Origin of the sequence: Bradyrhizobium jicamae, assembly GCF_018130695.1 — a bacterium.
Classification (GTDB): Bacteria; Pseudomonadota; Alphaproteobacteria; order Rhizobiales; family Xanthobacteraceae; genus Bradyrhizobium; species Bradyrhizobium jicamae_B.
Genome location: NZ_JAFCJX010000004.1, coordinates 89,579 through 104,456 on the forward strand (window position 1 = coordinate 89,579; position 14,878 = coordinate 104,456).

At 64.1% G+C, this 14,878-nt stretch carries 13 protein-coding genes and 1 pseudogene; 9 read left to right on the top strand and 5 right to left on the bottom strand.

The window, feature by feature from the left end; all coding sequences use genetic code 11:
- Positions 1 to 133: 133 nt before the first annotated feature.
- Both JQ604_RS07255 and JQ604_RS07260 read left to right on the top strand, forming a co-directional pair.
- Positions 134 to 2,023 (top strand): tyramine oxidase, encoded by a 1,890-nt coding sequence (locus JQ604_RS07255; protein WP_212354822.1) that lies wholly within the window; start codon positions 134 to 136, stop codon positions 2,021 to 2,023.
- Positions 2,020 to 2,304, top strand: a complete 285-nt coding sequence (locus tag JQ604_RS07260) for a hypothetical protein (protein WP_212354824.1) — start codon at positions 2,020 to 2,022, stop codon at positions 2,302 to 2,304. The genes JQ604_RS07255 and JQ604_RS07260 overlap by 4 nt, the downstream gene beginning before the upstream one ends.
- On the opposite strand, the gene JQ604_RS07265 is transcribed toward JQ604_RS07260, so the two are convergent.
- Genes JQ604_RS07265 through JQ604_RS07275 form a run of 3 tightly spaced genes read right to left on the bottom strand, consistent with a single transcriptional unit; the run spans position 2,290 to position 5,580 of the window.
- Positions 2,290 to 3,642 carry an aminotransferase class III-fold pyridoxal phosphate-dependent enzyme gene (locus tag JQ604_RS07265; RefSeq protein ID WP_212354826.1) on the bottom strand — a complete coding sequence of 451 codons (1,353 nt, stop codon included), beginning with the start codon at positions 3,640 to 3,642 and terminating at the stop codon, positions 2,290 to 2,292. The two genes, JQ604_RS07260 and JQ604_RS07265, sit on opposite strands and share 15 nt — an antisense overlap.
- A gap of 13 nt (positions 3,643 to 3,655) precedes the next feature.
- A complete protein-coding gene (locus JQ604_RS07270) occupies positions 3,656 to 4,321 on the bottom strand; it encodes an HAD family hydrolase (protein WP_212354827.1) in 666 nt (221 codons plus the stop codon).
- Positions 4,318 to 5,580, bottom strand: coding sequence for a Tm-1-like ATP-binding domain-containing protein (locus JQ604_RS07275; RefSeq protein ID WP_212354829.1), 1,263 nt, complete (start codon positions 5,578 to 5,580; stop codon positions 4,318 to 4,320). Before JQ604_RS07275 ends, JQ604_RS07270 begins: the two co-directional genes overlap by 4 nt.
- 216 nt (positions 5,581 to 5,796) lie before the next feature.
- Between JQ604_RS07275 and JQ604_RS07280 the strand changes: the two genes are divergently transcribed.
- Genes JQ604_RS07280 through JQ604_RS07295 form a run of 4 tightly spaced genes read left to right on the top strand, consistent with a single transcriptional unit; the run spans position 5,797 to position 10,236 of the window.
- The gene (locus JQ604_RS07280; RefSeq protein WP_212355243.1) at positions 5,797 to 7,281 is read left to right on the top strand and encodes an aldehyde dehydrogenase; all 1,485 of its coding nucleotides are present in this window, start codon (positions 5,797 to 5,799) and stop codon (positions 7,279 to 7,281) included.
- Complete coding sequence (locus JQ604_RS07285; protein ID WP_212354831.1) at positions 7,278 to 8,672, top strand: transaminase; 1,395 nt, start codon at positions 7,278 to 7,280, stop codon at positions 8,670 to 8,672. The genes JQ604_RS07280 and JQ604_RS07285 overlap by 4 nt, the downstream gene beginning before the upstream one ends.
- Entirely contained in the window at positions 8,669 to 9,466 is a 798-nt protein-coding gene (locus JQ604_RS07290; RefSeq protein WP_212354833.1) for an SDR family oxidoreductase, read from the top strand. Before JQ604_RS07285 ends, JQ604_RS07290 begins: the two co-directional genes overlap by 4 nt.
- Positions 9,463 to 10,236, top strand: a complete 774-nt coding sequence (locus JQ604_RS07295; RefSeq protein ID WP_212354835.1) for an SDR family NAD(P)-dependent oxidoreductase — start codon at positions 9,463 to 9,465, stop codon at positions 10,234 to 10,236. The genes JQ604_RS07290 and JQ604_RS07295 overlap by 4 nt, the downstream gene beginning before the upstream one ends.
- Before the next feature lie 74 nt (positions 10,237 to 10,310).
- Here the strand turns inward: JQ604_RS07295 and JQ604_RS07300 are convergent.
- Positions 10,311 to 11,196: pseudogene (locus JQ604_RS07300) on the bottom strand (LysR substrate-binding domain-containing protein).
- A gap of 111 nt (positions 11,197 to 11,307) precedes the next feature.
- Between JQ604_RS07300 and JQ604_RS07305 the strand changes: the two are divergent.
- The 3 genes from JQ604_RS07305 to JQ604_RS07315 are packed head-to-tail and all read left to right on the top strand — an operon-like array spanning position 11,308 to position 13,932.
- Positions 11,308 to 12,057, top strand: a complete 750-nt coding sequence (locus tag JQ604_RS07305) for an SDR family NAD(P)-dependent oxidoreductase (RefSeq protein WP_212354839.1) — start codon at positions 11,308 to 11,310, stop codon at positions 12,055 to 12,057.
- 16 nt (positions 12,058 to 12,073) lie between these two features.
- Positions 12,074 to 12,922 carry a transketolase gene (locus JQ604_RS07310; protein WP_212354841.1) on the top strand — a complete coding sequence of 283 codons (849 nt, stop codon included), beginning with the start codon at positions 12,074 to 12,076 and terminating at the stop codon, positions 12,920 to 12,922.
- A complete protein-coding gene (locus tag JQ604_RS07315) occupies positions 12,922 to 13,932 on the top strand; it encodes a transketolase family protein (protein ID WP_212354843.1) in 1,011 nt (336 codons plus the stop codon). Before JQ604_RS07310 ends, JQ604_RS07315 begins: the two co-directional genes overlap by 1 nt.
- Before the next feature lie 24 nt (positions 13,933 to 13,956).
- Here the strand turns inward: JQ604_RS07315 and JQ604_RS07320 are convergent, their stop codons facing one another.
- Positions 13,957 to 14,847, bottom strand: coding sequence for an SMP-30/gluconolactonase/LRE family protein (locus tag JQ604_RS07320; protein ID WP_212355245.1), 891 nt, complete (start codon positions 14,845 to 14,847; stop codon positions 13,957 to 13,959).
- Positions 14,848 to 14,878: the final 31 nt, after the last annotated feature.

Genomic DNA, 14,878 nt, shown 5'->3' on the forward strand with positions numbered 1-14,878 from the left:
CGGGAGAGCGGGGATGGCCTTGAAATCGCTGACGTCGTGGCTTGGTGGAACGCTGCTTGCCCTGTCGACAATCCTCGTACCTGCCTTGCACGCGGAAACAAGGGTGGCGCCTTCAGCGTCTGCGAGCCATCCGATGGACGGCCTCACTGCGGATGAAATCAGTGCTGCCGTCGGCGTGCTGCGCGCGGCCGGAAAATTCGATGATGCCGCGCGGATCGTCTCCTTGACGATCGACGAGAACGCCAAGGACGAGGTCCGCGCCTGGCACCCGGGACAGCCCTTCGCACGGCGCGCGATGGCGACGCTGCTGGCTGCCGGAAAGCTCTATGAGGCGCGGATCGATCTTGCCGCGCGCAGCCTGGCCGGCTGGGACGAGGTCAAAGATCGGCAATCCGCGCTTGTTATCGACGAGTTGATGTCGGCCGGCGATTTGCCGAAACAGGATCCGCGCTGGATCGCGGCGATGGCCAAGCGTGGCATCACCGATTTCAGCAATGTGCTCTGTCTTCCCTTGACCGTCGGTCCGGTCAGCGATCCCGCGCTGAAGGGCCGCCGGTTGCTCAACGTGCCCTGCGTCGACCGGACCGGCGCCGGCAACAATCTCTGGGGCAAGCCGATCGAGAATTTGATCGCTCAGGTCGACCTCAGCAGCAGGACGGTTCTCTCGGTCACCGATCTCGGCGTGGTGCCGCCGCCAGCGCCGACGCCGTCGCATGCCTATGCCGATTCCGGAAGATATCGCGCCGTGCCGAAGCCGATCGAGATCACGGCGCCGCAGGGCAGCAACGTCACCGTGAATGGTGGGCAGGTCCGTTGGGACAATTGGTCGTTCCACATCCGGCTCGAACCGCGGGTTGGTGCGGTGCTGTCGCTGATCCGTTACGACGACCACGGCACCCAGCGCGACATCGCCTATCAGCTCGCGGCGAGCGAGATGTTCGTGCCCTACATGGACCCCATGCAGACCTGGGCTTTCCGCGCCTATATGGACATCGGCGAATACGGCTTCGGCGTGCTCGCCAGCGAGTTGCGGCCCGGTGAGGATTGTCCAGCAAATGCACATTTCCTGGATCTCGCGATCTCGGACACCAAGGGCGCGCCCGTCATCTCGCGTGGGGCGGTCTGCATCTTCGAGCGGCCGACGGGCGATCCGATCTGGCGCCACAGCGAGTTGCTCAACAACACGGCGGAAGGGCGGCCGAACAACGAACTGGTGGTGCGTATGGCACCGGTGGTCGGTAATTACGACTACATCGTCGACTATGTCTTCGATCGTGCCGGCGACATCGACGTCCGGCTTGGCGCCTTTGGTATCGATGCCACCAAGGGCGTTGCGAGCGCACATCTCAGCGATCCGACCGCAGCGCAGGACACGGCCTATGGAACGCTGGTCGACCCGCGGCTGCTGGCGGTCAACCACGATCACTACATGACGTTCCGCATCGACATGGACGTCGACGGCACCGGAAACCGGCTGGTCGAGGACCGCTTTGGCGTCCGCAAGTTGACCGGCGAGGGGACGCGCAAGAGCCTGTGGCAGGTGGAATCGCGGCCCGTGTCGAGCGAAGGACCGATTACGACGCCGCTGAACGCAGCGCAGTTCAGGGTCGAGAGCACGGAGAAGACCAACAGGCTCGGCTATCACACCGGTTATCAATTGATGCCTGGTCATTCCGACGTGTCGTTGCTCGCCAAGGACGATCCGATCCAGCAGCGCGCCGCCTTCAGCGGTTACACGCTCTGGGCTTCCGCCTACGCCAAGGACGAGAAGTACGCTGCAGGGCTCTATCCGAACGAGAACCCGGAGGTCGATGGCCTGCCGAAATGGGTTGCGGCCAACCGCCCGATCGAGAATCGCGATCTGGTGCTGTGGTACACGGTCGGCTTTCGTCATGTGCCGAGGGCCGAGGATTGGCCTGTGATGCCCGGCCTGTGGCACGGCTTCCGGCTGCGTCCGTTCAACTTCTTCGATCGCAATCCGGCCCTCGATGTGCCGCCAGTCGACGTCAAGGCCGCACAATGAGCAGGCGTCGGATATCCGTCGCCACTGCCGGTGCGCTGCTGGCGATGACCTCGACGCTCGCTCAGGCCGGTCCCGAGACCTCGCTCCTCTATCTCGAGCCGGTGGATTGGCCGAAGCAATCGACCGTGCAACGGCTGGCGCTCGCGTCGGATTTCATGCGCATCTTCTGCACCGACCAGACCATGCCGGCCGCGTTGCTTGTCGAGTGCCTCGATGGCGACCGGACGAACGGCCCGATGTTCGAGCGGGCCATCGCCTGCGTCGCCTCACGCCGCCGCTGAGAGGCCGGCGCCGATGCCGTCGACGATCCTTGTCACGTCAGTGGCGGAAAGAATGAGCGGCGGCGACAGGATGATATTGTTGCCGGAGACGCGCAGCATCACCCCGGAGTCATAGGCGGCGTCGGCGACCTTCGCCATCAGCTTCTTGTCGACGATCTTTTTGCTGTCGCGGTCGGCCACCAACTCGATCGCCGCCATCAAGCCCTTGCACCTGATGTCGCCGACGAGCGTATGCTTCGATTTCAGCCCGTCGAGTGCCGCGGCCAGTTCCTTGCCGCGGACGGCCGCATTCTCGTCGACCCTCAGTCGACGGGTCTCGGCGAGCGCCGCAAGACCCGCGGCACAGCCGACCGGATGCCCCGAATAGGTGTACCCATGCCCGATCGAACCGAAGCTGGTCGCATCGGTTTCGAAGGTTTCAGCGACCTTCTCGCCGATCAAGGTCGCACCGAGCGGGAAGTAGCCCGAGGTGATGGCCTTGGCGATGGTCATCATGTCTGGCTTCACACCCCACAGCCGTGAGCCCGACCAGGCGCCGGTGCGGCCAAATCCGGTGACGACCTCATCGGCGATCATCAGGATGCCGTGCCGGTCGCAAATCTCGCGCGCGAGCTTCATGAAATTGTCCGGCGGCACGATGACGCCGCCGGCGCCGAGCACCGGTTCCATGATGAAGGCTGCGATCGTGTCGGCGCCCTGGAAGGCGATCTCGTCCTCCATGGCGGCGGCACAGAGCTGCGCGAGCTTCGCCGGGTCGGTTTCATTGAAGGGATTGCGATAGGTCCACGGCGCAGGACAATGGAATACGCCGGGCAGCAACGGCTCATAGTTGCGGCGAAAATTGGCGTTGCCGTTGACCGAGGCGCCGCCGAAATGGGTGCCGTGATAGGCCTTTTTCAGCGCCAGGAATTTCGTGCGATCGCTCTGACCCCTGATCTTCCAGTATTGCCGTGCCAGGCGCAGCGCGGTCTCGACCGAGTCCGATCCACCCGACGTGAAGAAGACGCGGACCATGCCCTCCGGGCTGAACCATTCGGTCAGTTCGTAGGCGAGCTCGATCGATGGGCCGGTCGTGGTGCCGCGGAAGCCGGAGTAATAGGGCAGCGCGGTGAGCTGATCCGCGATCGCCTTCTTGATGGGATCGCAACTATAGCCGAGATTGACGTTCCAGAGGCCGCCGACCGCATCCAGCACGCTGCGACCGTCGATGTCGGTGACGTGCGCGCCGTCGCCCTTCATGATGATGCGCGGCGGTTGCGCGCGCATCTCGGCCGGATGCGCCATCGGATGCCAGATCGGCTTGGCGTTGTTCTCGATCAGAAAGTTCCTGTCGCGCATGATCTCTCTCGCCTCAGTCGAATGTCAGTCCAAAATGCTGCAACGCTTCGCTATAGGACATCCTGGGGTGCCTGACGTCGAATAGCACCGTTCGCATGTTGCAGGCGGCGGCTCCGGCGACGTTGCGGCGCTGGTCGTCAACGAAGACGCAATCCTCCGGATCGAGCTTCAGCTGATCGAGCACGTCCTGGTAGGCGCGCGGATCGGGCTTCAGGATGGCGGTATGCGTCGCGTCGACGATCGCCTCGAACCGCTGCAGGATCGGCAGGCGATGGCGGAAGCTTGCGCCGTAGAACAGGTCGAGCTCGTTCGACAGGATGGCAAGCTTGAAGCCAGCGTCAGCGACCATCCGGATAGCCCGGTCAGCCTCGGGGCGAATGACGGTTTCGGAATCGGCGCCGCGGGCGCGTTGCACGAACGTCTCCATCGCCGACCACTCCTCGCCAAGCAGACGGCCGACCTCACGGCTGCGCGTCAGCCAGTAGTCACGCTCGGTGATCTCACCGCGCTGCATCGACACCCAGAGCGGATCGGTGTCCGGTGCAAACGGTCCGAGCCATTTCAGCGTGCAGGGGGGCAGGCCGAGCGCTTGCTCGGTGAGGTCATGGGTCTCGAACAGGGTCTTGGAGATTACCCCGCCGAAATCCAGCACCAGTGCGCGTGCGAGCGGCGGCTTCACGCGGCCGCCGTTGCCTGGCCGGCCGGCACGATGCCGGCTGCGACCCAGCGATCGAAGATCTGCAGCACCCGCTCGACAAAGACGGGGCTGTTGATGTGCTCCTTCAGCTCGTGCAGCTCGACCGGCGATGCAATGGCTGTGCGCATCTCCGAGACGAATGCCGCCAACCCCTCGGGATCGTGCAGGGCTTCGCCCTCTCGATCCCATTGCTGGATGCCGCCGGCGGGCAGCACGAAGGCGACCGGCGCCCTGGCTTGGGCCAGCTTGGCTGCGATCGCGCGGGCGATCCGCCGGCGATCGTCCGGGCTCGATGTGGCAGATGCGAGCAAGCGATTGTGCGCGTGGAAGGGCCGATCGGCGAGTTCCTTCGGCGTGGATAGCCAGGCCGGAAAATCGATCATGTCGATCGCGCCGGGCGCGACGATCTGTGGGATGCCGGCCTTGCCCGCATTCTCCAGCCGGTCTGCACCAGAATTCACGACCGACCCCGTGAGCTGGTTGGCGACCTCCTGCAGGCTGAGATCCAGCACCGCGGCAAAACCGCCTTGCGCGGCGATCGATTCCATCGCGCGGCCGCCCATGCCGGTGGTGTGGAAGATCACCACTTCATAGCCGCGTCGCTCGAGCTGCGGCTTCAGCTCCACCATGTAGTTGAGACAGCTCTTGCCGAGCGAGGTGATGGCGACGACGGGCCGGTCCTGCTTTGGTCGCACAGCATTGCGGGCAGCACCGACGATCGCACCACAGGCCTGGGAAAGCACGGATGTGCAGGTGCCATTGAGGCCGTAGAGGCCGCCCGCCCAGAGGATCATCATCAGGTCGGCCGCGATCCGCTCCGGCGGGATCAGGTGCGAGAAGGCGACCGTCGAGACGATCAGCTTGGGCATGCCGAGCGGCAGCACCAGGGCGACGTCGAGCGCGAGATCGGTTCCCATCGTACCCCCGATCGCGATGACGGCGTCGATCTCGTTGCGCTCGGTGAGCTCGCGGGCAAGGTTGGTGGCGCCACGCGCCATCAGGGACATCGCGGAATTCTCGTCGCCGCTGGCAGCGACTGCTGCAGTCGTGGTCTGCGCGGCCGCGGCGACCGCGTGCTTGTCGTGCTGGGGACGGTAGGGCGGATCGCCGAGCACGCTGATATCCATCATGACGGGTTCGCCGCCAGCCCGCGCGATGCGGTCGCTCATGAAGAGCAACTCGTCGGCCTTGGTGTCCCCGGTGCCAATCAGCAGGATCCGCGGCTTCATGGTTTCAGACATGACCTCTCAGCACTCACCGATAGTTTGAAGAGAATGTGGAACGACCGGCCTGCGTCGGATGGGCAGGATGTCGAGGTTTGTCCGCACGCTATGGGCGCAGGCGCTGCAACGACATCCACCCATCGGTTGATTGCCGCCGAGCCGTCGGTTTGGCGAGGATCGGACCATGCAACGGCGTGTCCGATGCCGTCTCTCGCCATTGGCCCATTCATCCGCATGCAGCAAGCCCAGATCGATCGATTGAGGTCGGCGGCCGTTCCGCCCCAGCAGCTCTTCATCGGGGGCAGGACGGCGGATGCCGTCGCCGAGGCGCGGCTTGATGTGACGTCGCCGATCGATGGCCGGTTCCTGACCACGATCGCGGATGGCGACGCCCGCGACATCGATCGTGCCGTGACGTCGGCACGACAGGTCTTCGTTCGCGGCAGCTGGTCGAGGGCAGCGCCGGCGCATCGCAAGAAGGTGCTGCTGCGCTTCGCCGAACTGATTGAGCAGCATGCGCTCGAGATTGCGGTGCTCGGCGTGCGCGACAATGGCACCGAGATCGGGATGGCCTACAAGGCCGAGCCGCTCTCGGCCGCCGGCACCATCCGCTACTACGCCGAGGCGATCGACAAGCTCTATGGCGAGATCGCACCGACCGGGCGCGACGTGCTCGGCCTCGTCCACCGGGAACAACTCGGCGTCATCGGCGTCATCGTGCCCTGGAATTTTCCCTTAATGATCGGCGCCTGGAAGATCGCGCCGGCGCTGGCGGCCGGCAATTCGGTCGTGGTCAAGCCGCCGGAGATCGCCTCGCTCACGCTGCTGTACGTCGCGCGGCTCGCCAGCGAGGCCGGTTTACCCGACGGCGTATTGAACGTGGTCACCGGACGCGGAGCGTCGGCCGGCGAGGCGCTCGCGCTCCATATGGATGTCGACGCGCTGGCGTTCACCGGTTCGGGCGCGGTTGGGCGACGGCTGCTCGAATCCTCGGCGCGCTCCAACCTGAAGCGCATCCACCTCGAGCTCGGCGGCAAGTCCCCGAACATCGTGTTCGCCGATGCTCCCGATCTCAAGCTGGCCGCAAAAGTGTCGGCAAACGGCATCTTCCGCAATTCAGGCCAGGTCTGTGTCGCCGGGTCGCGATTGCTCGTGCAGTCGTCGATCCATGATGCGTTCGTGGACGAGCTTCTGAACTCGACCGCGGGTCTGAAGGTCGGCGACCCCCTTGATCTGACATCCGATATCGGCGCGATCTCCAGCAGTGCCCAACTGCGCCGCAACCTCGATGCGGTCGCCTTGGCAGAGAAGCAGGGCGCCCGTCGCCTTGTCGGCGGCGAGCAGGTCCTTGGCCTGAGCGGCGGGCATTTCATGTCGCCGGCGGTCTTCGCCAACGTCATGCCTGACATGGCGCTCTGGCGCGAGGAGGTGTTTGGCCCCGTTCTCGCGGTGACGCGGTTCGAGACCGAGGAGGACGCCGTTGCTCTCGCGAACGCCTCTTCCTACGGACTGGCGTCGGCGGTGTGGACCGGCAACCTGTCGCGCGCGCACCGGATGATCCGCGCCATCGACGCCGGCGTCGTGCACGTCAACACATATGGCGGGGCTGATATCTCCGTACCCCTCGGTGGCTTCAAGCAATCCGGCTTCGGTCGCGACAAGTCGTTGCATGCGTTCGACGCCTATACCGATCTCAAGACCGCCTGGATTGCACTATGAGAACCGTGACCGTCGAACGCAGCGAAATCGTCGATCGCCTGATCGACGCCGAGCAGGAACGCTTCCGGAAGACCCATCCGCAGTCTGCCGCCGCCTGGCAGGAAGGCCAGCGGCATTTTCTCTATGGCGGCCCCTCGCACTGGATGCGGCGCTGGGCGGGCGGCTTTCCCGTTTATGTCGACGAGGCCCGTGGTGCGCATATCTGCGACATCGATGGCAACGACTATATCGACTTCTGCCTCGGCGATACCGGCGGCATGTGCGGCCACGCGCCCGACGCCGTCACCGAGGCCGCGCTGCGCCAGCTCAAGCGCGGCGCAACGATGATGCTGCCGACCGAAGACAGTCTGTGGGTTGGTGCTGAGCTGTCGCGCCGGTTCGGGCCACGGCAATGGACGCTGACGACCTCGGCCACGGATGCCAACCGCGCTGCGATCCGGATCGCGCGGATGATCACTGGCCGTCCCAAGGTCCTGGTGTTTTCGGGCTGCTATCATGGCGGCGTCGAGGAGGCGCATGTCGAGATCCGCCACGGCCGGGTCGGCTTGCGCAACATGATCCATCCCAACGGGATCGATCATGCCGCCGTGACGCGCGTCGTCGAGTTCAATGACGTCGCGGCGCTCGAGGCGGCGCTGGCGCACGGCGACGTCGCGTGCGTGCTGGCCGAGCCGCTGATGACCAATTTCGGCATGATCCCGGTCGCTGCAGGCTTTCACCGCGCGCTTCGCGAGCTGACCAGGCGGGCCGGTGCGTTGCTGGTGATCGATGAGACCCACACCTTGTCCTGCGGGCCCAAGGGCTACACCGGTCTGCATCGGCTGCAGCCCGACATCTTCGTCGCGGGCAAGGCGATTGCCGGCGGCATACCGGCTGGGGTGTTCGGGCTTGACCAGGAGACGGCCGAGCGGCTCTGGGCCATCGTGCCCCATGTGAATCCGCGCGAGCGTCAGTCCGCGCATCTCGGCTTCGGCGGCACGCTTGCCGGCAATGCGCTGACGGTCGCGACCATGCGCGCGGTGCTGGAGAAGGTGCTGACCGACGAGAATTATGGCCGGATGATCGCGACCGCAACGCGGCTTGCCGAGGCGGCCCGCGGCCTGATCGAGGCCAATCATTTGCCCTGGCATGTCACCCAGATCGGCGCGCGCGCAGAGATCATGTTCATGCCGAACCAGCCGCGACACGGCGCCGATGTCATCGCCGGCCGGCAAGCGGACCTCGAGACATTGCTGCACGCGTTCTACATGAACGAAGGGATCCTGGTGACGCCGTTCCATACCATGCTGCTGATGTGTCCGGCGACATCGGGTGCCGATATCGACCGGCACACGGTCGCCTTCGGCGGCTTCATCGACCTCCTGCGCCAAGCGGGAATGATCCGATCATGACACGTCCCTTCGATCTCTCCGGTCGCGCCGCCATTGTGACAGGCGGGGGCAGGGGAATTGGTGCAGCCATCGTCATGCGCCTTGCGCAAGCCGGCGCCGCCGTTGTGATCGCCAACCGCTCGCGGGATGTCGCCGAAGCCCTGGCGCGGGACCTGGCGGCGGCCGGCTCGACGGTGCACTGCGTCCCGTTCGATGCGTTGGATCGGGAAAGCCTGCGCATCATGATCGATCGCGTTGCCGGTCAATTTGGTCGGCTCGACATTGTCGTCCACAATGCCGGCGGCTGCCCTTGGTCGACGCTCGAAGAACTCGACGAGGCCAGGCTTGAGGAAGCACTGGCTTTGAATCTCAATGCGGGCTTCTGGCTCGCGCAAGCCGCCATCCCGCATATGCGCGCCAACCGCTTCGGCCGCATTCTGGTGACATCGTCGATATCCGCGCGGTTCGCAATGGGTGGGGGTGCGCATTACTCGGCCGCCAAGGCCGGCGTCAACGCGTTCATCCGGGGCGCGGCGTTCGAGCTGGCGCGGGACGGCATCACCGTCAACGGCGTCGAGGCCGGGTTCATCGCCAAGCCGGGCCGCGGTACGATGAGCGCGCCCGAGACGCGGCCGAAGCTCGAACGTTTCATTCCGATCGGACGGATGGGTAGCGCCGACGATGTCGGTTACGCCATGCTTTATCTTGCCTCGGCCGAAGCCAAATATGTGACTGGACAGACCATCGTGGTCGATGGCGGCGCGACGCTGCCCGAGACTGGATTTGCCATCGAACGACATTGGGGCCCCGGATGACGGCACGCCTCGCGGGACGGACGGCACTGGTCACGGGCGCGGCGACCGGCATCGGCCGGGCAACCGCGTTGCTGTTCGCGCAAGACGGTGCACGCGTCCTATTGTTCGGCCTCGGTGGCGCTGAGCTCGACACGGCTGCCGCCGAGAGCGGCGGGCAGGCGGTCCACGGCGACGTCACAGCCAATGCTGATGTCGCGCGGGCCATCGCAAGTTGTGGCGAGCGGCTCGATATCGTCGTCAATGCGGCAGGCCACATTATTCCGGATCAGCCGATCGCGGTCACCGATGACGTCTGGGCCAGGACGCTCGACGTCAATTTGACCGGGACGATGCGCGTATGCCGCGCTGCCTTGCCACTTTTGAAGGGACGGGGTGGCGCGATCGTGAACATCGCCTCCGTCGCAGCCTTCAATGCGAGTCCGGACAGCACGAGCTACGCGGCGAGCAAGGCCGCGGTCGTCGCCTACACGCGCTCACTGGCCTACGCGCATGGCGCCGACGGCATCCGCGCCAATGCGATCGCCCCTGGCTGGGTGTGGACACCGATGAGCGCGAGCGAAATGCAGTTGTTGGCTGAGCGGAACGGCACAAGCGCGGAGAGCGAGTTTCGATCGACCACGCAGCGCATTGCATTGGGGCGGATGGCCGAACCAGCGGAAATCGCCGCCTGCTGCCTGTTCCTCGCTTCCGATGAGGCCTCTTTTGTCACCGGAGCAGTGTTGGTCGCTGACGGAGGTGGGCGCTCTCCGACCCAGAATCGTGCGGTTTGACGGATGCCGTCGAGGGCTCTGGATCTGCCACGGCGACGGAGGCTGCCGGGCTCTAGGTCGTCGCGACACTCAAACTACGGAGCCTTGCCGCCGAGCTGTGACACGATCCAATCCGCATAAGGCGCGCACCGCGGATCGTTGCCGGCTGGCGCGCGGATAGACGAGGCGGTGACCGATGTAACTGATGTCAGTTGCTCGTCCTGCCAGGGGCGCGACCAATCGTCTTGAGGCCAATTCACGTTCGGCCAGAAGGGTGGATTCCAGCGCCACACCCAATCCCTCCGCCGCCGTCGCAATTGCGAGAAAGCTGCGGTCGAACCTCATGCCGTGAAGCGCCGGCGCTTCCAATCCGTTGGCGGCGAACCATTGATGCCATTGAACTTGCTTCACGTCGGAACGAATGAGCGTCTGATCGAAGAGATCGGACGGCTTCCTGATCGATTTCGCAAGCGCGGGTGAGCAGAGTGGGGTGACCGTCTCCTCCTTGAGCGGGATGACCTCGACGCCCTCTGCGCGCGGCTGACCATAGACGATATCGATATCGAAATCATCGTTGCTGAAGCGTGCATAGTCGGTGCTTGCGGCGAGGCGAACCTCCAGTTTCGGATAAGCGGTCAGGAACTGCGCAAGCCGCGGGGCAAGCCATTGTGCAGCGAAGCTCGGCGCTGAATGGACTCGCACCAATTGCGGTCCGCGCGCGGCGACTTCCTCGAGACCCCGGCGGAGCTGATCGAAGGCAACTCCGGTATGGCGCATCAGGTTCTCGCCAGCCGGCGTCAGCCGCACGGCCCGCGCGCTGCGCTGGAACAGGACGGTGCGAAGCGTGCCTTCGAGCTTGCGGATCGCATGACTGACAGCGCTGGGGGTCAGGTGAAGCTCATTCGCCGCATCCCGAAACGATCCGGTGCGCGCGGCAGCCTCAAATACGCGAGTTGACGATATCGGGATGTTCGACAGCATCCCACAAGTGAACCAAATTCATCGATCCGTGACAACTGCGCGTTTGTCGAGAGGCTCTCCGCAGGTCATTTTCAGTCGCAGCCAAGAAGAAATCATCGAAGGGAGGCGTGAATGCTGCTCAGCGATAAGACCGCGATTATCTCGGGCGCGGCCTCGCCGCGGGGCATAGGGCTTGCCACGGCCCGGCGCTTCGCCGCCGAGGGTGCGCGGGTCGCCATTCTGGATATCGAGGCGGGAGCAGCGGCCGATGCCGCTGCGACGCTCGGGCCGACCCATATCGGGCTGGGGTGCAACGTCGCCGACAAAGCCTCCTGCGAGAAGGCCGTCGGCAGCGTGATCGATGCCTTCGGCGCCGTCGACGTGCTAGTCAATAATGCTGGCATCACCCAGCCAGTCAAATTCCTCGACATTTCGTCAGTCGATTGGGATCGCATCCAGGACGTCAACCTCAAGGGCATCCTGTTCCTGTCGCAGGCGGTGATTCCGCATATGCGCGCCCGGAAGTCCGGGTCGATCGCATGCATGTCATCGGTTTCGGCGCAGCGCGGCGGCGGCATTTTTGGCGGTCCGCATTATTCCGCGGCAAAGGCTGGCGTCCTCGGCCTCGCCAAGGCGATGGCCCGCGAGTTCGGCCCCGACGGTATACGCGTGAACTGCGTTACGCCCGGCCTGATCGGCACCGATATCACGGCGGGCAAGCTGACCGACGAGATGAGGGCCAAGATTCTGGAAGGAATTCCGCTCGGTCGCCTGGGTGATGCCAGCGATGTCGCCGGCATCTACACGTTCCTTGCGTCCGATCTGTCCGCCTACGTCACAGGGGCAGTGATCGACGTGAATGGCGGCATGCTGATCCACTGAGCGGAGACGGACAGCAATGGAGACCACAACTAAACCGCTTGCCAACGCTCCCACTCTTGCCGAGCGCGCCCACAACGTCCGCCGCAACGCGCTGCGAATGGGGGAAGTGCAGGGACAAGGTTATATCGCGCAGGCGCTCGATATCGCCGACGTCCTTGCGGTGGCCTATTTCCACGCCATGCGTTACCGGCCGGAAGATCCCGCCTGGGAAGAGCGTGACCGCTTTCTGCTGTCGAACGGGCACTATGCAATCGCGCTCTATGCGGCGCTGATTGAAGCCGGGATCGTCCCGGAGCAGGAACTCGGGAGCTATGGCAGCGACGATAGCCGCCTGCCGATGTCCGGAATGGCGTCCTACACGCCGGGAATGGAAATGTCCGGCGGCTCGCTCGGCTTGGGGCTCAGCATTGCTGTCGGCATGAGTCTGGGGTTGAAGCGAAAGAAATCGACAGCTCGGGTGTACACACTGTTTTCGGACGGAGAACTCGACGAAGGCTCGGTCTGGGAAGCCATCCAATCCGCGGGACATTACAAGCTCGACAATCTGATCGGCATCGTCGACGTCAACAATCAGCAGGCGGATGGTCCGTCGACGCAGGTCATGGCTTTCGAGCCGTTGGTGGACAAGCTGCAAGCGTTTGGCTGGTTCGTGCAGCGGGTTGATGGCAATGCTCTCGATACGGTGGTCGCGGCGTTCGATGCGGCGAAATCACATCCTGAACCGAAGCCACGGATGATCGTCGCCGATACGCTGATGGGCAAGGGCGTTCCGTTCCTGGAGCAACGCGAGAAGAACCACTTCATTCGCGTCGAGGCCGATGAATGGCAGCTCGCGCTGGCCGCGCTGGAGGCTGGGAAGCAATGATGAAGTCCGTCAGAACAGCTCCGCAGCGGGGCAAGCCGCGCCTGACCACCTCGGCGATGATCGCCTCAATCGCGTCGGAGGGACAGAGGACAAAGCCGGCGCCTTTCGGTCACGCTCTTGTTGAACTGGCGCGTAACCGCACCGACGTGGTCGGAATGACGGCCGATCTCGGCAAGTACACTGACCTTCATCTCTTCGCCAAAGAGTTTCCGGATCGCTATTACCAGATGGGCATGGCCGAACAGCTCTTGTTCGGTGCCGCGTCGGGGCTGGCGGCCGAGGGCTTCATGCCGTTCGCCACGACCTATGCGGTGTTTGCATCGCGCCGCGCGTACGACTTCATCCACCAGACGATTGCCGAGGAAGACCGTAACGTCAAAATTGCCTGTGCGCTGCCAGGCCTGACTTCGGGCTACGGCCCAAGCCATCAGGCGGCCGAGGATCTGGCACTGTTTCGCGCCATGCCGAACATGACGGTGATCGACCCCTGCGATGCGCTCGAGATCGAACAGCTTGTGCCGGCCATCGCCGTTCACAAGGGGCCGGTCTACGCGCGGCTGCTCCGTGGTCAGGTCCCCTTGGTCCTCGATGAGTACGGCTACAAATTCGAGCTCGGCGAGGCGAAGATGATCCGGGACGGCAAGGATGTGCTGATCATCTCATCGGGCCTCATGACGATGCGCGCGCTCGAAGCAGCTCAGACGCTTGCCGGCGACCATGTCGATGCAGCCGTGCTTCATGTCCCGACGATCAAGCCGCTGGATACCGAGACGATCCTGCGCGAGGCAGGCAAGGGCGGTCGTCTCGTCGTCGTGGCGGAGAACCACACGATCATTGGCGGCCTCGGCGAGGCGGTTGCCGCGCTCCTGATGCGCGCCGGCATACATCCGACCTTCCGGCAGATCGCGCTGCCGGACGAATTCCTCGACGCCGGTGCGCTTCCGACGCTGCACGATCGCTACGGCATTTCGACCTCGGAGGTCGCAAGGCAGATCAAGCAATGGCTCTAGCGCTCCGGCTGCCACAATCGCCTATCATGAAAATCGCGGCAGATGCAGTGGCAGGCCCGCGCAGGGCAAGTCGAGTTCTTCGACCTGCCCTTTGCCGACCTCCGTGACACGCAACCTCTTGCCCTCGAGAGCAAACGCGCAGTTCGTGGGCTGAGGACCATCGAGCATCAGGCGGTCCGCCACGGCACCCTCGCGATCCAGCACGGTGACATTCTTCTGATTGTAGACGGTGCAGTACAGCCGGCCATCAGTCCCGAATGCCATCCCGTCCGGACCCTTGAAATCCGGATTGGAATCCGGCTGCAGGACGTTACCGAAAACGACGCGCTTCGGAGCAGTTTCGCCGAACACATCGTAGCGATAGATCTCGCCGGTAAAGGACGCATTGGCATAAAGCTGGTTGTCGGGGCCGAAGGCGATACCGTTGGTGAAGCGGATTCTGCGATCGAGCACGCGCCGCACCTTCATTGCCACCGGGTCGATCTCGTAGACCCGACCGTCCCAATCAAGGTCCATGTAGCCGTCAACGAATTCCTGGCCGCTGATGAAATCCGTCGCCGCGAGGCCGGAGTCGGTCATGTAAAGCAGGCCGTTCGGACCAAAGCAGAGATCGTTGGGAAACAGGAAACGAACCGCGCCGTCGCCGTCCATGCGGCGAACTTCGTTTCCTTGCGCATCGATACAGATCAGCGCCTGAACGCCGGCCTCGGCGATCCAGATCCGGCCTTGGCCGTCGGTCGTCAGGCCATTGGGCCGGCCGGCCGTTTTCTTGATCATCTTTCGATTGCCTTGCGGATCGAGGTGGGTGACGCAGAGGGTCGCAGCCGACATTTCGGTCACATACATCGATCCGTCGGGTAAGCAGACAGGACCTTCCGGGGCTCCAATTTCAGTGGCGAAAAGTCTCGATGTCATTTTCACTCCCTTTCATTCTTCAGTCTCGAAT